Source organism: Clostridium sp. D53t1_180928_C8, from assembly GCF_015667795.1.
Taxonomy (GTDB): Bacteria; Bacillota; Clostridia; order Clostridiales; family Clostridiaceae; genus Clostridium.
On sequence record NZ_JADPEL010000008.1, the window covers coordinates 57,352 to 81,029 of the forward strand.

At 28.3% G+C, this 23,678-nt stretch carries 23 protein-coding genes and 1 pseudogene; 1 reads left to right on the forward strand and 23 read right to left on the reverse strand.

All coding sequences use genetic code 11. The features are described 5' to 3' along the window. Nucleotides 1-17 precede the first annotated feature (17 nt). The 17 genes and pseudogenes from murF to I4V51_RS07730 form a co-directional block, all read right to left on the reverse strand. Nucleotides 18-1,376, reverse strand: coding sequence for a UDP-N-acetylmuramoyl-tripeptide--D-alanyl-D-alanine ligase (gene murF, locus I4V51_RS07645; RefSeq protein WP_195987813.1), 1,359 nt, complete (start codon nt 1,374-1,376; stop codon nt 18-20). A gap of 166 nt (nt 1,377-1,542) precedes the next feature. Next, a complete protein-coding gene (locus I4V51_RS07650; protein WP_195987736.1) occupies nt 1,543-3,738 on the reverse strand; it encodes a stage V sporulation protein D in 2,196 nt (731 codons plus the stop codon). Between the two features lie 98 nt (nt 3,739-3,836). Continuing rightward, nucleotides 3,837-4,313 carry a hypothetical protein gene (locus I4V51_RS07655; protein ID WP_195987737.1) on the reverse strand — a complete coding sequence of 159 codons (477 nt, stop codon included), beginning with the start codon at nt 4,311-4,313 and terminating at the stop codon, nt 3,837-3,839. Nucleotides 4,314-4,353: 40 nt separating this feature from the next. Beyond that, nucleotides 4,354-5,286: a 16S rRNA (cytosine(1402)-N(4))-methyltransferase RsmH gene (rsmH, locus tag I4V51_RS07660; protein WP_195987738.1), complete on the reverse strand. Its 933-nt coding sequence runs from the start codon at nt 5,284-5,286 to the stop codon at nt 4,354-4,356. Between the two features lie 12 nt (nt 5,287-5,298). Further along, on the reverse strand, nt 5,299-5,727 hold the full coding sequence (gene mraZ / locus I4V51_RS07665; RefSeq protein ID WP_195987739.1) for a division/cell wall cluster transcriptional repressor MraZ: 429 nt from the start codon (nt 5,725-5,727) through the stop codon (nt 5,299-5,301). 297 nt (nt 5,728-6,024) lie between these two features. Then, nucleotides 6,025-7,122, reverse strand: a complete 1,098-nt coding sequence (gene ychF, locus I4V51_RS07670) for a redox-regulated ATPase YchF (RefSeq protein ID WP_195987740.1) — start codon at nt 7,120-7,122, stop codon at nt 6,025-6,027. Nucleotides 7,123-7,374: 252 nt separating this feature from the next. Next, nucleotides 7,375-7,800, reverse strand: coding sequence for a GNAT family N-acetyltransferase (locus I4V51_RS07675; protein WP_347708649.1), 426 nt, complete (start codon nt 7,798-7,800; stop codon nt 7,375-7,377). 32 nt (nt 7,801-7,832) lie between these two features. Then, entirely contained in the window at nt 7,833-8,294 is a 462-nt protein-coding gene (locus I4V51_RS07680; protein ID WP_195987741.1) for a GNAT family N-acetyltransferase, read from the reverse strand. Between the two features lie 23 nt (nt 8,295-8,317). Then, on the reverse strand, nt 8,318-9,499 hold the full coding sequence (locus I4V51_RS07685) for a GNAT family N-acetyltransferase (RefSeq protein WP_243281441.1): 1,182 nt from the start codon (nt 9,497-9,499) through the stop codon (nt 8,318-8,320). A gap of 2 nt (nt 9,500-9,501) precedes the next feature. After that, nucleotides 9,502-9,969, reverse strand: a complete 468-nt coding sequence (locus tag I4V51_RS07695) for a GNAT family N-acetyltransferase (RefSeq protein ID WP_195987742.1) — start codon at nt 9,967-9,969, stop codon at nt 9,502-9,504. 27 nt (nt 9,970-9,996) lie between these two features. Further along, nucleotides 9,997-10,401, reverse strand: coding sequence for a GNAT family N-acetyltransferase (locus I4V51_RS07700; RefSeq protein WP_207745920.1), 405 nt, complete (start codon nt 10,399-10,401; stop codon nt 9,997-9,999). Between the two features lie 43 nt (nt 10,402-10,444). Then, nucleotides 10,445-10,615 carry a hypothetical protein gene (locus I4V51_RS07705; protein WP_195987743.1) on the reverse strand — a complete coding sequence of 57 codons (171 nt, stop codon included), beginning with the start codon at nt 10,613-10,615 and terminating at the stop codon, nt 10,445-10,447. Nucleotides 10,616-10,726: 111 nt separating this feature from the next. After that, nucleotides 10,727-11,023, reverse strand: a pseudogene (locus I4V51_RS21360) (phosphotransferase); the annotation flags it as partial. A 26-nt stretch (nt 11,024-11,049) separates the two neighbouring features. After that, a complete protein-coding gene (locus tag I4V51_RS07715) occupies nt 11,050-11,340 on the reverse strand; it encodes a hypothetical protein (protein ID WP_195987745.1) in 291 nt (96 codons plus the stop codon). A gap of 328 nt (nt 11,341-11,668) precedes the next feature. Next, nucleotides 11,669-11,854, reverse strand: coding sequence for a hypothetical protein (locus I4V51_RS21155; protein WP_195987746.1), 186 nt, complete (start codon nt 11,852-11,854; stop codon nt 11,669-11,671). A 253-nt stretch (nt 11,855-12,107) separates the two neighbouring features. Continuing rightward, on the reverse strand, nt 12,108-13,892 hold the full coding sequence (locus I4V51_RS07725) for an ABC transporter ATP-binding protein (protein WP_195987747.1): 1,785 nt from the start codon (nt 13,890-13,892) through the stop codon (nt 12,108-12,110). Between the two features lies 1 nt (nt 13,893). After that, the gene (locus I4V51_RS07730; RefSeq protein ID WP_195987748.1) at nt 13,894-15,624 is read right to left on the reverse strand and encodes an ABC transporter ATP-binding protein; all 1,731 of its coding nucleotides are present in this window, start codon (nt 15,622-15,624) and stop codon (nt 13,894-13,896) included. Between the two features lie 487 nt (nt 15,625-16,111). On the opposite strand from I4V51_RS07730, the gene pdaA reads away from it, so the two are divergent. Next, nucleotides 16,112-16,912, forward strand: a complete 801-nt coding sequence (pdaA, locus tag I4V51_RS07735; protein ID WP_195987749.1) for a delta-lactam-biosynthetic de-N-acetylase — start codon at nt 16,112-16,114, stop codon at nt 16,910-16,912. An 86-nt stretch (nt 16,913-16,998) separates the two neighbouring features. Here the strand turns inward: pdaA and I4V51_RS07740 are convergent, their stop codons facing one another. The 6 genes from I4V51_RS07740 to I4V51_RS07765 all read right to left on the reverse strand — a co-directional run bounded on the left by I4V51_RS07740 (nt 16,999) and on the right by I4V51_RS07765 (nt 23,675). Continuing rightward, nucleotides 16,999-17,631, reverse strand: coding sequence for a cyclodeaminase/cyclohydrolase family protein (locus tag I4V51_RS07740; protein WP_195987750.1), 633 nt, complete (start codon nt 17,629-17,631; stop codon nt 16,999-17,001). Between the two features lie 11 nt (nt 17,632-17,642). Next, nucleotides 17,643-18,788, reverse strand: coding sequence for a glycosyltransferase (locus tag I4V51_RS07745; RefSeq protein WP_195987751.1), 1,146 nt, complete (start codon nt 18,786-18,788; stop codon nt 17,643-17,645). A gap of 5 nt (nt 18,789-18,793) precedes the next feature. Further along, entirely contained in the window at nt 18,794-20,074 is a 1,281-nt protein-coding gene (locus I4V51_RS07750; RefSeq protein ID WP_195987752.1) for a glycosyltransferase, read from the reverse strand. Nucleotides 20,075-20,126: 52 nt separating this feature from the next. Beyond that, a complete protein-coding gene (locus I4V51_RS07755; RefSeq protein WP_195987753.1) occupies nt 20,127-21,629 on the reverse strand; it encodes an oligosaccharide flippase family protein in 1,503 nt (500 codons plus the stop codon). A 46-nt stretch (nt 21,630-21,675) separates the two neighbouring features. Beyond that, nucleotides 21,676-22,785, reverse strand: a complete 1,110-nt coding sequence (locus I4V51_RS07760) for a glycosyltransferase (RefSeq protein ID WP_195987754.1) — start codon at nt 22,783-22,785, stop codon at nt 21,676-21,678. A gap of 143 nt (nt 22,786-22,928) precedes the next feature. Continuing rightward, entirely contained in the window at nt 22,929-23,675 is a 747-nt protein-coding gene (locus I4V51_RS07765; RefSeq protein WP_195987755.1) for a WecB/TagA/CpsF family glycosyltransferase, read from the reverse strand. Nucleotides 23,676-23,678: the final 3 nt, after the last annotated feature.

Sequence of the window (23,678 nt, forward strand, 5' to 3'; positions counted from 1 at the left end):
TCACCTCCTTCGTTGAATTACATCTCTTCTAACTTTTTAACAACATCTTCTAGTTTAACACCTCTAGATGCCTTAATTAATACTACGTCATCTAGCTTAACAATATTTTCTAATTCTTTTATGCATTCCTCTTTAGTATTATACATGATTATATTATCATTATCGAATCCATCTTTGAAGTTTTTTATGTATCCACCTATAACTATTAAAGTATCAACTTTATCCTTCGCATATTTTCCTACTTCATAATGAGCCTTTTCAGATTCATCACCTAACTCGTACATATCTCCTAGAATAGCAACTCTTCTTCCACTTTTATATGCAGAAAGTACATCTAAAGATGATTTCATTGAATCTGGACTTGCATTATAACAATCATTTATTATAGTAAGCCCTTGTTTTTTTATAACTTGTAATCTCATTGAAGTAGCTTCTAAATTTTCAAGTCCTTTAAGCATTTGTTTAAAAGAAACACCTAAACATTCTGCGACTTCAATTGCAAGCATTGTATTTAATACATTATGCTTACCTGCCATTGGTAGATTAAATACAGCTTCTTCACCAAAAGCATGAGCTAAAAACTCTGTTTCTTCTTCTCTTAATATAATATTAGATGCGTAAACATCATATTCATGATTATAACCAATTTTTTCAACTTTAAATACATTTGATGAAATATTTTGCAATAACTTATCTTCACCATTAACAATTAATACATTTTCTTTATTAAAGAAAGTAGAAATTTCCATTTTAGCCTTTAAAATATTTTCTTGTGTTTTTAAGTTTTCTATATGGGATAATCCAATATTAGTTATAACCCCAAGGTCTGGCCTTGCAACACTTGCAAGCAATTCTATTTCTCCTAAAGAGCTCATTCCCATTTCTAATACAGCCACATCATAATCGGATGTTAACTCTAATATCATAAGTGGTAATCCTATATCATTGTTAAAGTTTCCTTTAGTTTTAAAAACTTTATATTTATCGCTTAAAAGAGCTGCTATTAAATCTTTAGTTGATGTTTTACCTGTTGAACCAGTAACCCCAACAACTTTAAGACCTAATTTTTCTCTATAGAATTTAGCTAATTTTAATAGTGCTTCTCTTGTATTTTTTACCTTAATTACAGTTCCCTTACCTTTTACATCTTGCTCATCGAATTTAACTTCATCTATTATAGCAACAGATGCTCCACTTTCTAAAGCTTTTATTGCAAAATCATTTCCATTAAAATTAGCTCCCTTAATTGCTAAAAACACATTATCTTTTTCTACTTTTCTTGTATCAATACACAGCTTATTAAAATTAGCCACTTCTTTTTGTACTATAACTTCTCCATCTATTGCATTTAGCATTTCCTTAAAAGTCATCTCCATAATAATCACTCTACCTTCATCTTTAAATATTATTTTTTCATTACTAAGTATACTTCTTTTAATTATAGACACAATTCTAGCTCAATATTCTAAAAATAAAAGATTAATACTTTATTTACACATAAATTTAGCATGTGTATTTACCACATGCTAAAAAGTAAAATTCTTAATCTCCATATTCTGAACTTAATGTTAGCTTTACAGTAGTACCCTGTGAAATTAGTTCTCCGCTAGGAATATTTTGACTTATTACTACTCCATCACCTTGAAGTGTATATTTTATTCCTAAACTATCTAATAGTTCTATAGCTGATTCCTTTGAGTAACCTCTTACATCTGGCATAACAACATCCTTATTATATGTTGTATTTTGATCTGTGTAAAGATTTATCGTAGATCCTTCCTTGACAGTGTATCCTGGATAAGGTTGCATATTGGTTATTGTTTCTCCATCACCTTCTACAGTACACTCTAAATTGTATTCTTTTAAAGCTTTTTTAGCATCTGATACTGATAATCCACGTAACTCTGGAATGACTATATCTTTTAAAATTATATTCTCATCTTGTGAAAATTCACTATCTAAATAGTTGAAAATATCTTCTAATAATACCTTTCCTAGTGGAGCAGTAACTACACCTGCATAATAAGCACCATTACTTGGTTCATCTATACTTAAAAAAACAGTTATTTGTGGATTTTCAACAGTTGCAAACCCTGCCATAGATGATATATACTTGCCTGATTCATAAGATCCAGTTAAAGGATTTACCTTTTGTGCAGTACCTGTTTTAGCTCCAATATGATATCCTTCTAAATAAACTTTATTAGACCCACCTTGATTTACTGTTCTTTCTAAATAATCTCTTAAAGTAGCAGCTGTTTCTTTTGATATTACATTTTCTGTAGTTTTTGGTTCAAAATCTTCATCAACTATCATATTACCCTTGCTATCTACATGACTAATAGATTTCATAACATGAGGTTGAATTAATGTTCCACCATTAACTATAGCATTATATGCTGCCATATATTGAACAGCATTAACTGTATTTGTTTGACCAAAAGATATTGTTGCAAGGTCTGCATCATTCATATTTTCAGCAGATTTTATTATACCTCTTGCTTCTCCCGGCAAATCAACTCCAGAAACTTGCCCAAATCCAAACTTCTTAATATATTCAACAAGCTTTTCAGCCCCTATTTTTTCTCCTAATTTCATAAAACCAACGTTACATGAGTTTTGAAGAATTTCAGGTAATATTTGACTTCCATGACCTGATCTTTTCCAACAATGGATAGTGTGGGGTCCAACTTGTAAACTCCCCCCACAATTAAAAGTATCAGCTTCAGAAACTAAGCCTTCTTCAATAGCTGTTGACATAGTAACTACCTTAAAAATTGATCCTGGCTCAAATGTATCATTAACCAAGCTATTTCTCCACATTTTTTGAAGCTTTTCAGCATCTGTTCCACCTATAAAATCTTCATATCCTGAAAATGGATTATTAGGATCAAAATCCGGTTCATTAACCATAGCTAATATTTCTCCATTTTGCGGATTCATTATAAGTATAGAAACTCTCTTTGCTTTATTATCAACAAGTCCCTTTTCAGCTACCTTTTCAGCTATAGCTTGTAAATTTTTATCTATAGTTAATGTTACATCTTTACCATCAATAGGTGCAGTAAAATTTGATATTGTATAATCTAACGCTTCACTATTTCTATCTAGTTCAGTTATTCTTAAACCTGGAACTCCTGAAAGATATTCATTATACTGAAGTTCTACTCCTGTTAACCCTTGTCCATCACTATTGGTACTTCCAAGAACATGAGATAAAAATTGTCCTTCTGGGTAATATCTTTGAGTATCCGGTGATACTATAACCCCCTGAATACTTAATTCCTTAACTTTATCTGCTAAGCCCTTTTCTATTCTTCTTACTAAAGTCGCTGAACCAGCATCATTACCATTTGCAAGCTTAGTTTCTAGTTTATCCTTAACGGTAGCTGTATCCATATCTACAGCTTCTGCAATTAATGGTGCAATATCATCAGTAGTCTTTTCATTTTTCTTCAAATATTGCCTAATAGAATTTAAATCAAAGTCTATTCTGTAAACATTAGCTGAAACAGCTAACTCATTACCATTTCTATCTAAAATTCTACCTCTTCTTGCATCTATCCTAACTTCGCTTGTCCATTGATCTTCAGCTCTACTAGAATAGTCATCTCTTTTAACAATCATAATATAGGATAACCTAATAATTAACAAGGCAAACACAGCAGTAATAAACCATAGAGCTAATACCATTCTTTTACGCATGACCGCCCTATCTTTAAACCCTTTCTTATTCATATTAAATTCCTCCAAGGAACATTTAATTAATGAATAACAAAAGTTTAAAATACTACTGCTACGATATACCTTGTGTCTACACTTCTATAAATTATCCATTAATTAAATGCCGCTATAATTTTTTGTAGTAAACCACTTTTCTTGCTTTCCTCATTATTTAAATGTGAAAAGTATTCTTTTGACATATCAATACTTATAGTACTTTCAGAACTTGGATAAACCATTCCTAATTCATTTTCTGCAGTGCTTTTTATTTTATCAAAAGATGCAAATTTTAACATATCTACATTAATTGCTGCATTCACATCTTCCTCTTCCTTCATATTACCTTCTAAAATTAATAATTGTTTTTGAAGATCGTGTATTTTTCCATCTAAATATAAAGTTGTCGCTCCTAATGCAAACATAATGGCACCAATTGTTAAGCCACTAACTAAAAAACTTTTTCTTTTTTGATAAGCCTTTTTTTCTCGCTCTTTTCTTTGTATCTCTCTTTTTTTATCTAGTTCCTTAACTTTTCTCTCTGGTGCTAAAGCTGTATTTCCTCTTATATAATCATATTCCCTAACTCCCATTTTATTCACATCCCTGCCAATTTTCATAATATTTATATGTTTATATCTTTTCTACTACTCTTAATTTTGCACTTCTACTTCTTGGATTTATTTCAACCTCTTCCTTTGAAGGGTCTATTGCTTTTCTTGTTATAACTTTTACTTTTGCTTTTTCTCCACAAACACAAATTGGAAATTCTTTTGGACATCTACAAGATACAGCTAAATCTCTAAATTTATTTTTTACTATTCTATCTTCTAGAGAGTGAAAAGTTATTATAGCCATTCTTCCACCTTTATTTAGCTTGTTAACACCGTCTTCTATAGCCTTATTTAAAATTGAAAGCTCACTATTTACTTCAATTCTAATAGCTTGGAAAGTTCTTTTCGCTGGATGAGGTCCTTCTCTTCTCGCCTTTGCTGGAATTGCATCTTTTATTATTTCAACTAGCTCTAATGTAGTTTCTATATTTTTTTCACTTCTTCTAGTTACAATAAAATTAGCTATTCTTTTAGCAAATTTCTCTTCACCATAATCTCTTATGATCCTATATAATTCTTCTTCACTATATTCGTTAACAACTTCATATGCAGAAAAATTATTTTCTCTATTCATTCTCATATCTAAAGGTGCATCCTTCATGTAACTAAAGCCTCTTTCTCCTTCATCTAATTGATAGGAAGAAACCCCCAAATCCATTAGAATCCCATCTACCTTTTCAATTTCAAGCGCTTCTAAGATTGCCCCTATATTATGAAAATTGTTATGTACAAAAGTAACATTTGAATAATTCTGTAACCTTTTGCCCGCTGCTCTTAATGCATCTTTATCTTGATCTATACCTATAAGCCTTCCTTCAGTTGATAATCTTTTGAGAATCTCAGAAGAATGACCTGCTCCTCCTAATGTACCATCAACATAAATACCATTTTCTTTAATATTAAGTGCTTCTAAACATTCATTCAGTAAAACTGATACGTGATTAAACTCCATTTTTTTAACTCCTTATATTCCTAAATCGCCCATTTTTTCAGCAATTGAATTAAAATCTACATTTAATTCATTATACTCTTGCCATTTTTCCTTACTCCATATCTCTACTCTGGTTAAGGCGCCTATACTTACTATATCCTTTTCTATGCCTGCATATTCTTTTAGGTTTAATGGAATTAATCCTCTTCCTTGTTTATCCATTTCCACTTCACAAGCACCTGAAAAGAAAAATCTTACAAATGCCCTTGCATCTTTATTAGTGAGTGGTAACTTCTTAAGTTTTTCCTCAAGTATTTTCCATTCATTTTCCGGGTAAGCGTAAAGACATCCATCAAGTCCCTTAGTAATAAAAAACTTATTTCCTAGTTCATCTCTTAATTTTGCTGGTACAATAATTCTATTTTTACTATCCAAACTATGTGAATACTCTCCAATAAACATTTTGCACCTCCCATTAAGTCATACTAACCCACTTTTAACCACTTTACACCACTATATATATATTCTATAAAAATATTCGCTTTCCTTCAAGATATATTTACTTAAAATAGTATTTTTTTCTTTTTATAAATACTGATAAACCAACCTTTTAATTATTCTTTAATTAAAGTAATTCTACCTCATTTTTATTTCCTTTTTCTGGAATAGTGTGGCGATATTAGTCTTTTTTTCCTTTTATTTGTTGTATATTTTTTTATAAAAATAGGAACTGTTTTTACAGTTCCTTTTCTCTATTTATTATACGTTAAATCTGAAGTTTACTACATCTCCATCTTTCATTACGTATTCTTTTCCTTCAAGTCTATATAACCCTTTTTCTTTAGCAGCTGCTTCTGAACCACATTCAACCAAAGCATCATAAGAAACAACTTCTGCTCTAATGAATCCTCTTTCAATATCAGAGTGAATTTTACCTGCTGCAGCTGGAGCTTTTGTTCCTTCTTTAATTGTCCAAGCTCTAACTTCTTGAACACCTGCTGTTAAATAACTTATTAATCCTAATAATTTATAAGATTCTCTTATTAACTTATCTAATCCTGATTCTTCTATTCCGTATTCTTCTAGCATTTCAGCCTTTTCTTCTTCATCTAATCCAGATAATTCTTCTTCAAGCTTAGCACATACAACAACTACTCCTGAATTTTCATTTTCTGCATATTCCTTAACCATTTTTACATATTTATTATCTAAGTTTCCAGCCATCATATCATCTTCTGATATATTACAAGAATATAATACTGGTTTAGAAGTAATCATGAATAATGACTTAACGAAAACTTCTTCGTCTTCATTTAATTCTAAAGTTCTTATTGGCTTATTAGCTTCTAAATGAGCTTTAACTTTTTCCATTATTTCATATTCTGCTTTAGCTTTTTTATCGCCTGATCTAGCAAGTTTTACTCCCTTTTCCATTCTTCTTTCTAAAACTTCTAAATCTGCAAATATAAGTTCTAAGTTTATAGTTTCTATATCTCTAATTGGATCTACTGAACCTTCAACGTGAACTACATTTTCATCTTCGAAACATCTAACAGCATGTACTATAGCTTCTACCTCTCTTATGTGTGATAAGAATTTATTTCCTAAACCTTCACCTTTTGAAGCTCCTTTAACTAATCCAGCTATATCATAGAATTCTACAGCAGTATATATTTTTCTCTTTGTACCATACATTTTTTCTAATACGTCTAATCTCTTATCTGGTACACTAACAACACCTACGTTTGGTTCTATTGTACAGAATGGGTAGTTTGCTGATTCTGCTCCAGCCTTTGTTATAGCATTAAATAATGTACTTTTCCCTACGTTTGGTAGTCCTACAATCCCTAATCTCATCTATATAACATTCCTTTCATCCGTTACTAATACTTATAAGATTATACTCTAGAACTAATTTAATTTCAACGATAAAATATTCTTTTATTCTCCATACTTTTCAAATTTGCTTGGAAATATTTAAAGATAATTCTTTATAATCCTTGTATATTATTTTATTCATACTAAACTTTACATTCTAATTGACAATCACAAGGTTCTCTCTCTATATGTTTGTTGCTATATTCCTCTGCTTCAACGCACCCCATTGCCTTATAAAAGGCTTGACTCTCTACTGATGAATGTGCCGATATATATAATTTCTTTGGCCCATTTTTTTGCTAATCTAAAAAGTTCTTTCCCAACACCATTTCCTCTCATATCTACTGAAACATGTATACTAGACAAATCTAAGTACTCTTTATTCCCTCCAAACACACCTGCTTCAACAGATACAAACCCCTTTAAAATTCCATCTAAAAAAGCCCCCATTACCATTCCACCTGTTTCCACTGTATTTTTTAAGCATGATGATAATATCTTATACTCATCAATTCCCCACTCTTCTGTAAACTCAATATCTTTTATAACCCATTGCCCTTCAATCTTTCTCCAACATTTTGTTACCTTTTGATATCTTTTAAAGTTTGAAAACAATTCTGCTTTTATTTTATCAGCCTCAATATTTATAAACTCCATATCTATCACCTTAATTTATAAACTTTTTAAATTTACCACTTTTCCTTAATCATTCTAAATTCTCTATATACTTTTTCTTCTATTTTGTATTCAAATGAATTAACTTTTACAAATCCAAAACCTTCATATAGTTTAATAGCTATTTCATTATCTGTTTCTACACTTGTATATATTTTTTCATTAGGAAACTTATTGTGAAAAAACTCCAAAAACTTTCTTAGCGCTATAGTTCCATAGCCCTTATTTTGATGATTAATATCTATCATAAATCTTGAAAATGACCATCCCTCTAATTCTTCATCATAATCATATAGTAAAAATCCCACCATTTCATCACCATCATATATCCCTAATGGATATAAACCTTCTTCATAGGCAGACTGTACCAACGAAAAAGCATTACTAGCTACATAATCTTTCTGATGTTCCCCCACCGCCAGCCTGCAACATGTATTATAATTTGTTTTATCTATTTCTCTAAAGTTTATATTCATTTTTATTCTAACCCCCTATTTTATTAATTCCACTGCCCTGGAAATCTTAATTTATACATAAAAGGAAACTTCTTATTATACTCTTCTACCTCTTCTTGTGGTAAATTTTCAAAAACCTTTGATTCATAAAACTTTCCTTTTATATCTTTCATACTACCTTTATATAGTTCATAGCCCATAAACGCATCAAAGTTTTTACCATCTGCAGTTGTAATATTAAAATTATCACAAGTTTTAAATCCCATCCTCGGGTAATAATCTGGCTCACCAAATATTACAACCCCTTTATACCCTTGATTTTTAGCAATTTCTATAGTTTCATTTAAAAGAATTTCGCCTACTCCACATCTTTGCCATTCCGGCTTAACACAAAGTGGTCCAAAAGTAATAATATCCTGTATATTTTCTCCATCTTTTATCTGAGATTTTGAATACATTATACATCCTATTATCTCTCCATCTTTTACTGCTATCCTACTTAGCTCTGGAAGATAATCTTTATCTTCACGTAGTTTATGGACAAGATAATGCTCACAACATCCTACACCATGTCTATTCCAAAAAGCCCTTTGAGTTGTTAATTCAACATCATAATAATCTCCTGCTTTTTCTTTTCTTATAACTAAATCTTCTCTTTTTAACTTTTTATGTTTCTTTGGAAACCAACCAAACTCAAGTCTAACTTCTTTTCTTTCTAAATCATTATTTTTATAACAACATGAATCAAATCCTATTAAAGTAAAACCTTCATGCTGATAAAAGTCTATTGCGTTAACATTAGAAGATTGTGTTTCCAATATAATAGCACGACGACCTTCTAATAATGTTTGTTCCTTTGCTACTTCTATTAATTCATGACCTATACCTTTTTTCTGATAATCTTCAGCTACCCAAAGTTCAGTAATTCTTAAACGATTAGACCATACTTCCACGTTAGTTTCAATGGCTGCAACTAGATTGTCATTATCTAAAACACCCCAAACATAAGCATTTTCCCAATGTTCCTCATATAATTTATCTTGAAAATCCCATTCTTCTGGCGTATGAGTTACAGCTTCTACAAAATCTTTCTTTTCTACATTAACACTAAACCCATTTTCTTTTTTATCCACAACAACATCATAGTATTGTTTTGTTGTATATTTTATTGGAATAATATGCCCCTTCCATTTTTCTTTAGCTAAATGTACTATTTCATATTCCATCCTTAATCTTCTCCTTTATAATCTACGTTCGCAAACATCGCAACATTAGTTTCTGAAATTCTAAACCCATTATTTTTATAAAAACTAACACAAGGATAATCGCTTTCTGTATTTAAAGCTAAATAAGAAATTTTAATTTTTTCCTTTTTTAACTCACTTCTTATAAATTCCATCATTTTACTACCAATACCTTTTCTATGGTATAAAGGATTTACACTAAATTCATCAATCCATAATTCCTTAAAATCTATATAAGTCATAATTCTTCCACAAGCCATTGCTGCTACCACATCTCCATCATAAATAACATATCCTCTTGATACTCTTGAAGACATAATTTCATCAATCCTTGTAAAAGCTTGTTCAAAAGTCCACTCTTCATTCCAAGGTTCTTCTTTAAATGCCTCTATAAGCTCATATGCACAACTTTCAAAATCTTTTTCTTCCATTAATTTATATTCTAACTTCATTTTCTCTACACGCTCCAAATAATTATATTATCTTATATATCCAACCATATTCTTAGCTTCTAATTTCTTAAGCTTGAATGATTGATAAAATTTATTATCTACAACATCTTCTATATCAGTAATTACCATAAACATTCTTACATTTAAATATTTCTCCATAATACTTTTAAACAAAATTGTTCCTATACCACACTTTTGATACTCTAGGGCTACTATTAAATCTTGAACCATTAAAATATGTTCTCCATCACCAACACATCTTATAAATCCAACTAGTTTTTCTTCATCAAAAGCCCCTAATATATACAGCGAATTATCAAATGCCCTTATTAATTTAGCATCATCTTTTAAATAAGCATTCCATGATTCATTTTTATAAATAATTTTTACCTCTTCTATTTTCGCTGAATCAAACTCTCTATAATTAATCAACTCCCTTTCCCCCCGTACCTAAACTTATAATCTACAATTATTATTAAAATTCATTTCTTAATGATATAATTTCTGTGCAAATTTCATCAATACTTTTTTCTCCACTTACAATATGAAGATTACTTTTTTCATTGTCAAAGATTCCATATTTACGTTCTAACATTGTAGCTACAGGTTGTGGGATCTTTCCACCCATTCTTTTACTAAAACACACCTTTGATAATCCCAATATCATCTGTTACTAGAATACGAATACAATTTTCTGGTAACTTTGCCTCTTGTTTATCAAATCTTAAATAATCCTTCCCATTATATACTGTAGCAATTTATCTCCTACTCCACATCTTCCTAAATCAATAAATCCGCTTATCCTATTCTTATCAATAAAGATATTAGGCAAACAGTAATCACCATGAGATAAAACATAACTTTCACTTAGCTTATTATCTTTTAGCCAGTTTAAGAGTTCCCGAGGAGATTTAAATCCATTTTCAATATAAGACTCCTCTTCTACATTCTCCATAGAACAAAGATTATTTGAAATACGTTCTTGTGCAAGTTTTAATTTATTATCTATTGAACTATCACAAGGACAATTATATATGTCTACTTTCCAAAGCATTTTTAAGCCCTCAACTAATACATCTACTAATAACTCTGTTTTTTTAATAATGGTTCACAAGACATACTTCCAGCTATTTTACTCATGATCAAATAACTCTTATTATCTATTTTCTCTGCATTTATTACCTTCGGAACAGGAATTTTATCTGCAAGCCAGTACATCATTTTAACTTCAGTATGTGATTCTTTACACTCTTTTTCTATTTTAAGGACCATATCCTCAAAACAAATCACCTCTGAATCTGACATACCAACAGTATCAACACTAAAAGATTTATTTACAATTATCTTCTTAATTTCTACTGGCATTTTCATAAACCTTTCCCCTCACATTTGTTTTTTATATTTCTCTTCTAAATTTCATACTATTCTTTTTATAACTTAATCAAATGTCTATTTACCTTAGTCAATAAACTCGGATAGTTTTTCTAGCCATCCTTAATTGAATACAATTTAACTTAACCATTTTCTACTTAACTAACTATTAACTAAAGTTCAAACTTATCATTAATAATTTTTGCTACCTCATTAGGTTCAAGATTAGTATTATCAATTTTTATATACTTTTCTTTTTTTATTTCATCATCATAAGAATTCAATCTATATTTTTCTTATAATGCTTTAAATAACTGCTCAGAATGATTTAAATCCTTTTACTTGGTTTATTCAAAAGTCTATTTCTTTCCTCTGGCATATTACTAAGCAAATCTGAAACTATATCTATTGTCATATGATTATGAAATAGTTTTAGACCTGTTAATTTACTTAATTCTTGTCCTACCGTCATTTTCCCAACGGCATGTGGACCAAATATTATAACTAGTTTCATATTCTCACCCTCTTTCCTAACTTCTATAACGCTATAACTTTATTGTCCTAACATCAATAAATAACCATTATAATTCCTTCATAATTTAAATTATTTATTTTAGATAAAAAGATAAGAATATCATTTTCTAGTAATAATTCTTATCTTTTCACCATAAACCTATAAATTCTTAATCAGTTTACTCCCTTAAGTTCTATCTGATTAAATTTCCAAATAATTAAATTATTCCAGCTAAATTCAACTTTTTTACCTCCTAAGCTCCCTCACTCAAGAAATTATATTGTGCCATATAAAGCTCATAATAGCTTCCCTTATTCTTTAGAAGCTCTTCATGATTTCCTGCCTCTTCAATTTCACCATCATTTATAACCATAATCTTGTCACAATCTCTAATAGTAGAAAGTCTATGAGCAACTACAAATGAAGTTCTTCCATGAAGAATTTTCTCTATTCCTTCTTGAACTAACTTTTCTGTTTGAGTATCAATATTAGAAGTTGCTTCATCTAGAATTAGTATTCTTGGATTTGCAAGAAGTGCTCTTGCAAAAGATATAAGTTGCCTTTGCCCTAAAGAAAGTCTCGATCCTCTTTCATTAACTTCAGTATCATATCCCTTTTCTAATTCCATTATAAAATTATGAGCATTTACAGCTTTAGCTGCATTAATAACCTCTTCATCAGTAGCATCAAGTCTTCCATATCTGATATTTTCCATAATTGAATCTGAAAATAAAAATGTATCCTGAAGCATAATTCCCATTTGACTTCTTAAACTCTCTAAATCAACATTTTTAATATCTTTACCATCAACTAAAATCTTACCTTCAGTTGGATCGTAAAATCTACTTAATAATGAAACTATTGTGCTCTTACCAGCACCTGTAGCACCTACTAAAGCAATCTTCTCTCCCTTTGAAACCTTAAAACTTACATTTTTCAATACTTCATTTTCATCATCATAAGAAAAAGTAACATTTTTAAATTCCACACTTCCTTGAATTTTTCCAATTGGTTTTGCATTTAAAGAGTTTTTTATAATAGGCTCTATATCTAATATATCAAAAATTCTATCTGCAGCAGAAAAATTTGTAATTAGATTATTATAAAAGCTTGAAAGGTTCATAATAGGCCTCCAGAACATACCAACATACATTGAAAATGCTATTAAAGTTCCTATTTCTATTTCTCCATTTTTTATTAACAAATATCCTACTGCAAAAACTACAAGTGTTCCTACACCCCAAGATAATTCTACCAATGGCCAAAAGCAATCATTTAATCTTACAGCTTTTACAAAAGAATCACTTAACTCTCCTACCATATTTTTAAAATTCTTTTCTGTTCCTTTTTCTTTAGCAAACCCTTGTACAACTTTTATCCCTGAAAAATCTTCATGAGTAAATCCATTTAAATTTGAACGCTTATTTCTATAAGTTTCCCATCTTCTTCTTGAATAAATCTCTATCCAAAACATTGCAAAGCCTAATAAAGGTAACAATATTATTGATGCTAAAGCTAATTTAACATTAAGCATAAACATTATTATTGCAACACAAATTAAATTAATTATTTGTGGAATAAATGACTGTATCGCTTGAGAAAACAAATTTTTTAATGCATTAACATCACCAACAACCCTTGCAAGTATTTTCCCTACTGGTCTGCTATCAAAAAAATCAAAGGATAAATACTGAATATGACTATATAGCTCATGTCTTATATTTACTAAGATATTATTAGTTATGCTAGTTATTACTTTCCATCTTATTTTTGACAATCCCCAAGCTATTAAATTTAATGATACTAATGAAACTCCTATTAGTATTAATCCATTAACATTTTTATTACCTATATAATCATCTATAGCCATTTTTAATAATAATGGATTTACTATTTCACATACCATTACAAATATCATCAATAAAACTACTAAAAATGATTTAACTTTATATGGCTTAAGGTACGTTAATAACTTCAGTGTTATCTCGCTTTTGCTACGTCTCACAATTTCTTCATCTTTATTTATATTGTTTTGCATATTATATAACCTCCTCTTCTAAAAGATTAAAATCCTTAAACTGTTCACAATAAATATCATAGTAAGAACCTTTTAATTTTAATAGTTCTTCATGAGTTCCCTTTTCTTTTATTTCACCATTTTCTAAATAAACTATTAAGTCTGCATTTTTAACTGCTGAAATCCTATGTGCAACTATAAAGGTTGTACTTTGCTTTTCCATCTGTGATAAATTTCTTAATAGCGCTTGCTCTGTTTCCATATCTAAAGCCGAAGTTGAATCATCTAAAATCAAAATTGAAGAATTTCTTATTAATGCTCTAGAAATAGATATTCTTTGTTTTTGACCTCCTGAAAGCCCTATTCCTCTTTCTCCTATTTCAGTATCAAATCCTTCATCTAAAGCTTCTATAAAGTCTAAAGAACATGCTAATTTAGAATATTTTTTTGCTTCATCTATATCTGAATTTTCATTACTAAACTTTATATTGTTTAATATAGAATCAGAAAATAAGAAAGTATCTTGTGGCACAATTGCCATACTGCTTCTTAAAACTTCTAAATCATAGTTTTTAACTTCAATATTATCAACTTTTATACAACCTTCTTTTACATCGTAATATCTCCCTATAAGGTTTAATAAAGTTGATTTCCCTGAACCTGTAGTCCCCATAATAGCTACAGTACTTCCTGCTTTAATATCTAAATTAATATTTTTCAATACTAATTCATCATTATAACTAAAGCTAACATTTTCAAATTTAATATCACCTTTAATATTTGTATCATTTAGAGAACCACTTTCTATCTCAGGTTCCCTTTCAATAATTGCAAATATTTTTTTAGCAGAAGCTAAATTTCTTGAAATTAAATCTGTAAGTTCTCCTAGCATTCTCATTGGCCATATAAGATTCCATATATACCCACTAAAAGCTACTAAAACTCCAATTGACATTTCTTCATTCATAACTAAATATCCACCTAAAACTATCATTATAACTAATGAAATATTCGTTAAGAACTCTATTTTTGGAAAATAATTACCTATTACTTTTGCCTGATTCATATTTAAATCATAATAAGATCTATTTAATTTAAAAAATCTGCTTATTTCATATTTTTCTCTTGAAAAAGCTTTAACTAGTCTAATTCCCGCTATATCCTCTTGAGCTGTAGTATTTATTTCTGCTGTCTTATCACTTATTTCTCCATAACATTTACCAAACTTCTTTTCAAGCTGTACTGCAATAAATCCTATTGGAATCATAACAATAAAACATGCTAAAGCCAATTTCCAATTTAAGTAAAATAAAATTATTGTTGATATAACAAAATAAATTATATTTTCAACGAAAAGCCTTAGTCCAAAACCTATAGTCTGCCATATATTTTCTGCATCCTCTCCAATCCTTGACATTAACTCTCCAGTATTCATTTCATCAAAATACTTAAATTCTAATTTTTGAATATGAGTAAAAAGATCATTTTTAATATCTTGGTGAACCCATGTACTCAATAAATCATATTTAAATTCTTTATTATAACCAAATATTGCTTTAATTACCGAAATTACTAATATAGCCCCTAGAACCAAAAGTATGCTTTTTTCATTCCCTGCAATAATTCCATCATCTATAAATATTTGTTGCATATATGGAATTAATAAATCAACCCCAATAACGATTAGCATAGATATAGTTCCAAAAATCAATGTTCCCTTATACTTTAATACGTACTTAAATACTTTAGTCATTATTGACTCCCCCTTTAGTTTTAAATTTAATGGTCATCCATCTTTGAAATCTCCATTTTCCATAACCTCTCCTCCTTTATAACAAAAAAAGCCATGGCTATACCACGGCTTTTTATTATCATAATATGATAGAATATACTTTTTATAAAAATATACAAAAAGGCCATGGTTAATAACCACGACCTCTATTTACTAAATAGATTTTTTATTAATTTTTATACTAACCATTTTTAGTTATATAAAAACATAGAGATAGGGTTATTTTGAGTTATTTTATTTTCTTTATAATTTCTAAATTTAATATTTAACATATTCCTACCTCCTAAATAATTTATTCTTTTACAAGTATATTCCTATTTTTACCACATGTCAATATTTTCTTTTTTATTTTTTCCATTATTTTTATAACTATACCTCTTTTTCCCACGTGTATTATCTCGTCATATACAAAACATACTAATATAACTTATGAAAGGGAGGATTTAGAATGAGAAAAAATAAGTTATTTATTTTCATGCTAGCTTTAATTTTATCAATAAGCTGCTTATCTACAATTGCTTTTAGCCATTCTAATTCACTGTCATCAGACGACACTGAACTAAATTGGTATTTTGTAAATAGAGGTAAAGATACATTGCCGGAATGTCCTAAAGAGGCTACAGAGCTTTTATCTAAATATGATGCTTACTATTTAGGTGATACTAACGAAAAGGTTATTTATTTAACTTTTGATGAAGGATATGAAAATGGTTATACACCTAAGATATTGGATGTTTTGAAAGAAGAAAATGTTCCTGCAGCCTTCTTTGTTGTTAAGCCATATATAACTCAAAACCCTGAAATTATTAAAAGAATGGCTGATGAAGGTCACTTAGTATGCAATCACTCTAATCATCATCCATCAATGGCAAGTATTACAGACCCTGAAAAATTCAAAGCAGAATTTACTGATGTAGAAACTGCTTATAAAGAAATCGTTGGTAGTGACATGCCAAAATTCTTTAGACCTCCTATGGGAAAATATTCAGTTAATTCTTTAAAGAAAACTAAGGATCTTGGTTATAAAACTATCTTTTGGAGTTTTGCTTATAAAGATTGGATTATTGACAATCAACCTAGTGAAGAAGAAGCAATTAAAAAAATTACTAACGGTGTGCATCCTGGATGTATAATGCTTATACATGCTGTTTCTAAAACAAATACTGCTGTTCTAAAAACAGTAATTGAGCAAATTAAAGCTGATGGTTATGAGTTTAAATCACTTAATGAACTTCCTGACTATCAATAATATATTTAATGTATAATTAACCTAAGTATTTCAACAAAAAAGTCATAATAAATAAGAATTAAACTTATTTATTATGACTTTTAATTTTATATTCCAAAAGCTTTTACTATTTCTGTTTTTTTACTTAGGGATTCTGCTATTATTTTTCTGCATTCATTAGGTATATTTTCATATCCTTCTTTATTTCCTAAAGAATTATAATTTACAAATACATTTACTACTGCACTTTCTATTGCACTATGTAAAAGTATTGCAGATACAATTGCATCTGAAGTTAAGTTTTTATTTCCATACTCAACTGCAAACTCTATATTTTCATAAAATCCTAAAGCAGTTTTTGCTAAGTTTAATGGTGCTTCCATAGCTTCTATTGTTTTTTCTCTTATTGTTTTACTTCTATAAGACTTTTCTTCTTCTGTTTCCTTAGGTAACTTAAAACAATCCATTAAAGCCGTAAATGTATTTCTATCCTTTTCCATAAAAAACATACTTTTATTTATGAAGTTTTCACATTCATTCTTTAAATTTCTCATCTTTTCTTTTTTGTAACCATCTAATTTCTCAAAAACTTTTTTATCAACTGTAAATGAATATACCATCGAATTTAAAGCACCTGCAAGAGCTGAAACTAAAGCTGCCGTACTACCACCACCTGGAGATGGCAAGTCTGTTTTTAACTCATATAAAAATTTATCAATTGAATATTCTTTAAAATTCATAATTATCCCCCTTATTTAAGTACTTCTTCATAAGTACTAATTATCTTATTTATTATTACTTTTGCACTAAACTTATCAGTACAATACCTTCTTATTTCACTTGGATTATACTTATTAATATTTGTTTTAATACAATTCATAGCTTCACTTAATTGTTCTATATTATCTTTTTCAACAAGTATTCCAACATTTTCATTTACTATATCTTCAGCTCCACCATTAAAAGCTCCAATAACAGGCTTTCCACTTGCTAAAGCTTCTATATAAACTACCCCAAACGTCTCATATCTAGATGGTAATACAAATGTATCACACTTATTCATCCATTCAGCAACTTCTTCTCTAGCTAATGCACCTATAAACATTACTTGATTTTCTACACCCTCATTTTTACTTGTTTCCTTTAGCCATTCCTTCTGACTTCCATCTCCACCAATGACTAATCTTACTTTTTTATCTCTAAACTCTTTTGCAAAAGCTTTAATTAAAGTATCAAAGCCTTTTTCACCCTCTAAAAAGGCAATGCTAAAGAATGTAAATTCATTGGTTTCCTTATTAATATTTCTTATATCAAACAAAGATAAATCAACTAAATTTCCTATAACCTTTATATCTTTTCTTCCACTTAACTCTTCTATTTCTTTTTTCAATCCATTTCCAACTGCTATTATCTTATCTGCACTTTTGTATGAGTCAACTATTCTTTTATAATAACTCTCTCTAACATATGCACCTCTTTTTACAGAAGAATGTTCAGTAATAACTAACGGAATATTATACTTTTTAGCAACATAAGCTGCACTAATTCCACCCCACAATGATGACTGTGCATGTATAATATCTACCTTTCCTTCTTTCTCAACAACTTCCTTATATAGTTTTTCCATTCTTTTATCAAAAATATTAAACATTAAAGGATGCTTAGGTATAAAGTTATAATTCTTATATCTATAAGTTCTTAATCCTTTTTCAACTTTGAAAGATAATCCGCTTTTTTCTTTAACTTTTCCCATTAATGTCAATGGCCAAATCTCATTATATGCAACAGTAACCTTTACTCCACTTTCTTGAAGCTTAGTTGCTTGTTCTCTAAAGAAACTACCATGTACCTTATTTCTATCATTATCATACCAAGAAGGTATAAACATTATATGCATAATAATTACCCCTTTAAAATATCATTAAGCTTTTTAGAAATATATTGCCACTTATATTCTTCAATAGGACCATAGTTCTCATTGCTATTTAAAATATTAACCATTTTTTCAATTCCATCTTCTATTTCTTTATAATTATTATTTACTACTATACATTTTTTCTTATCTAAAACAACATCTTTTATAGGATCATTTTCATCTCCAAGGATTACAAATATAAGTCCATTAGCTCCAAAATAATCATAAATTTTAGCTGGTATTTGTTTTGAGTTTTTATTACCAAACAGAAGTAAAACTTCACTACTCAACATATAACCTAAAGCTTCATCGTATGGAATTCTAGATGATACAGTTATATTATCAACATTCATCAGTTGATTTTTTATTTCTTCATCATCTATATTTCCAAAGAATAAAACATTTAACTTATTGAATAATTCTATATCTCTGCCTTTTATATTATTTAACGCTTCCATAAAAGGTCTTACATCTCTAAGCTTTGCAAAAATTTCTCCTGCGTAAACAAAATTAATTTTATTCTTTAAAATTTTAGTTGGATTAGCCTTAAGCTTTATTTCTTCATATTGTTTTTCATCATATCCTCTTGTTACTACAAAAGTTTTTTCCACAGGAATTTTATAACTATTTATATAATCATCTCTGTTAGCTTTCGTTACAAAAATAAATCTATCACTAAGCTCTACAATTTTCTTTTCATAATTACCTTCAAATCTCCTTCTAGCTGCACTAATATGCTCTCTAGTAGAATCTTTAAGCCATGGATCACTCCAATATGTTACCCATGGAATATCCTTAAATTCTTCTTTAATTTTTAATGCACAAATATGGCTTGATGGTGGTTCATGCATTGAAAATATAACATCAAATTTTTCCTTCTTAGTTAGTTCTATTCCATATTTTGCTGCTCTCCTTGCCCAATTAAAGTACATATCAGGAATAGCAACTAAAGATTTTCCTTTTTTTAAAATAGTTTTAACTACACTCTTTTTATTTGAACTACTACTATTGTTTTCAACATTATTAGATTTCTTTGGCATTATTTTTTCAAATATCTTTCCACCTGAAACAACGTGCATCTTAACTCTTTTATCTAACATACTTAAAATATATTTATCATAATAAATTGAATTTTCCGGGAAATTTACAGTTAAAAGATGAACTTCATTTCCTTCAATTTTAGCTAAATTATTTAAGTATTGTAAAGTTTCAATAGATGCTGAATTATTTATTAATGGTGAATAACAAGCTATAAACAGTATCTTCATATTATCCTCCTATGCATCCCTTTTTTATTATCTATTTACTTCTATTAGTATTTTATCTTCTTTTAAATATTGATAAGTAATATTTAAATTCTTCACTTTTAAAGAATACCACTAAATAAAATAAATTAATTATTATTACATTAATTATACAATTTATAATAAAGCTTATTATACTATAATCATTTTTAAATGGCGCTGTAGCAAATCCAGTAATTATCAATGGAATTAATGCTATAACTAAATATTTAAAATACATCTTAAAGTAATCTATAAGTTTCTTGTTAAAAACATATTTATAAACAACATAAGGTTTTGTCCAAAAAACTACTGTAAAATTAGATATTAATGTTCCAATAAATACACCTGCAATACCTATATATCTTACTAAAACAATTGATGCTACTATATTTATTATTGATTCCACTATCGGCGCATATCTATCTTGATAGAAGTTACCACTTCCACTTTGGAACTGCTCAACAGATCCTCTCATTGATGCAAAGTAAACATTCATTAATATTATTGCAAATGTTAATACATCTAATAAATACTTCTCACCAAAAACCATTCCTATAAATTGATTTAATGTATTATATAAAGATATTACAATAAAAGATACAGCCCAAAAGTTTAAGAAAAACACTTTTTTATGTACATTATAAGCTTTTTCTTTATCTTCTGTAGATAACATATTCCCAATGCTTGCAGTAAGTCCAATTAATCCTCTACTTACCACAGTTTGAAATGCTACAATTACCATTTGATAATTTGCATAATTAGCTAAAGCTCCAAGTCCAACGAACTTTGAAATTACTATATTATCAGTGCTATTAACAACCAAATCCCCTATTTTATGCATAAACATAGCTCTAACATTTTTTAATAGGCTCTTGCTTGTTTTTTCATCTAAGTTTTCTTTTTTCTCATTTAACCAAGGATATTTCTTAGTTATATACATATTTATAATTATGAAGTATACAAGATTTACTACTATCTGTACTACTATAAATATCAAGAAATTTGGATATAACTTAAGCATAAGATATTGAATTAATGTTATTATAAGCTTTGAAATTGTAGTTCCAATTGTAACCTTATATTCTTCTTGTGCAACATTTAATATACATAACCTATGTGAAAACATATATGATATAAAGCTATTAATTAAGAATAATATAAAACTTACACTTACTAAAGTTAAATCAATATCACCCTTTATAAAATACTTTAAAAAAGGTGTAATTATTAATCCTATTATTAATATAACAAAACCTATACTTCTATAGAACTTTCCATAGAACCTTATATACGCTCTTATCTGACTTCTATCATTATCTGCAAAAGGCTTATAAAGCGAATAGACAATTGCAGTTCCAACGCCTAACTCTACTATAGAAAGCCACCCTATTATATTAGTAAATAAAGAGTTTAATCCCAAAATATCATTCCCTAATGTATCTAAAAAAATCTTTCTAATAACTAAGCTAGGTATAAACGCAATAATAAAACATAATATATTTGTGCTTGAATTAATTAACGCCTTTTTAGTTCTCATTTTTTCTCCTTTTATATTTAACTTAAAAATACTTACAAATGATTTTTTATTTTATTAAGCTCTTTTTTATCTTATTCAAATTAATAATGGCTATTGGTATAATTGGAATATTACTAGTTAAAAGCTTATATTTTTTATTTTTAATATTATAGTTTTTCTTAACATCTACCAGTTTTTTATCATTTAGTATATCTTTCACCTTTTTATACTTAATATTTAACGATTCTTTATTATCTTCATGAAATATATTAACTAATGATCCAACACATACAGAAATTAATCTACTATTAATTCTTTCTTTTAAATCATTATTAATTTTAATATCATTATTAGCTCTATCTTCATTTTTATTGAAAATATCATCAATAACTTCATTTACTTTTAAATTCTTCTTCCAAAGTTCATTATCATATTTAGTTACTGCAGAATTTGTGTTAAATCTATAATGATATAAAGCTTCATTGTATATATATATTTTTTTTGAGTTAATGAAATACTTTAAATTGAATACTAAATCTTCAGCATAAGATAATTCTTTATCAAATAAAATATTATACCTATCAATTATATCCTTTCTATAAATACATCTCCAAATACTAGCCATTATATAGCTTTCTCTCTCATCTTCGCCTGATATTAAATTTAGAATCCAATTACTATATATTTCTTCATCTACTAAAATTACATTCTTATCAAAAGGAATTACCTCTGCTTCACTTCTATCCTTATATTCTCTTGTGAAACTATAAATTATAGAATCAATTTCATTGCTACTATAATCACATTCATCTTTCCCCTCTAACATAATATCAGGTTTTAAATACTTATATGGATTTTCAATTCTCTCCATTAACTTTTCATACATATCTAGCTCTAACCAATCATCACTATCAACAAAAGTTATGTATTTTCCTGTAGCAGTTTTTATTCCTACATTTCTAGCTTCACTTACACCAGAGTTCTTTTGTGTTAATAATTTTATCCTACTATCATTTTTTTCAAACCCTTTTGCGATTTCTAAACTATTATCTGTAGATCCATCATCTATTATTATTATTTCTAAGTTTTTATAACTTTGATTTATTATTGAGTCTAAACATTTTTTCAAATATTTTTCTACATTATATACAGGTATGATTATACTTACTTTTTCCACTCTCATCATCCCTTCTATACTCTTATATTAAAATATACAATGTATACATTTATATAAGCTCTATTGTTTATAACTAAACTTTTATCAATATACTTTAAATTATTAAATTAATATAATTATTGCCTAAAACAACAATTAAATCTTTACTTCTTTTTATTCTTTCCCCTACTTTTTATAACAATCCATATAAACTTAGGAATACTTCCAAGTCTTTTAATTCTCCATGGTTCTTTAGCCACTCTATAAGCCCATTCCATACCTATATTTATCATCCATCTAGGAGCTCTATTTACTTTTTCAGCAATTACGTCAAAACTCCCACCAACTCCCATAAATATTTTGCATGGAAGCTCATTCATATATTTTGCTATAAATCTTTCTTGCCTTGGACATCCCATTGCAACAAATAAAACAAGTGGTTTTTTACTTTTTATTTCTTCTAATATTTCTTTTGGATTTTCTAAATCAAAAAAACCATTATGGTATCCAGCAATATTAATCTTAGGATAATCTCTTAATATATTAGCTGCACAACCTTTTAAATTTTCTTCACTTGCTCCTAATAAATAAATTCCTTCAGCATTTTTCTCACATTCATTTATTATTCTTTTCATAAGTTCAATTCCAGCAATCTTTTCCTCAACAGGTGTTTTTAAAATTTTACCACTAATTTGTATTCCAACACCATCTGGTATTATTAAAGATGACTTTTCTGTAAAGTTATCATATAATTCCTTATTGTTTAATCCTGTATATAAAACCTCAGGATTTCCAGATACAACATGCACCTTATTATAAGAAAATATAGTTTTTACACATTTTTCTATATCCTCTGAAAATATATTATACCCTAATACATTTATAGTTTTGAACTTTTCTTTTTTCCCCATATA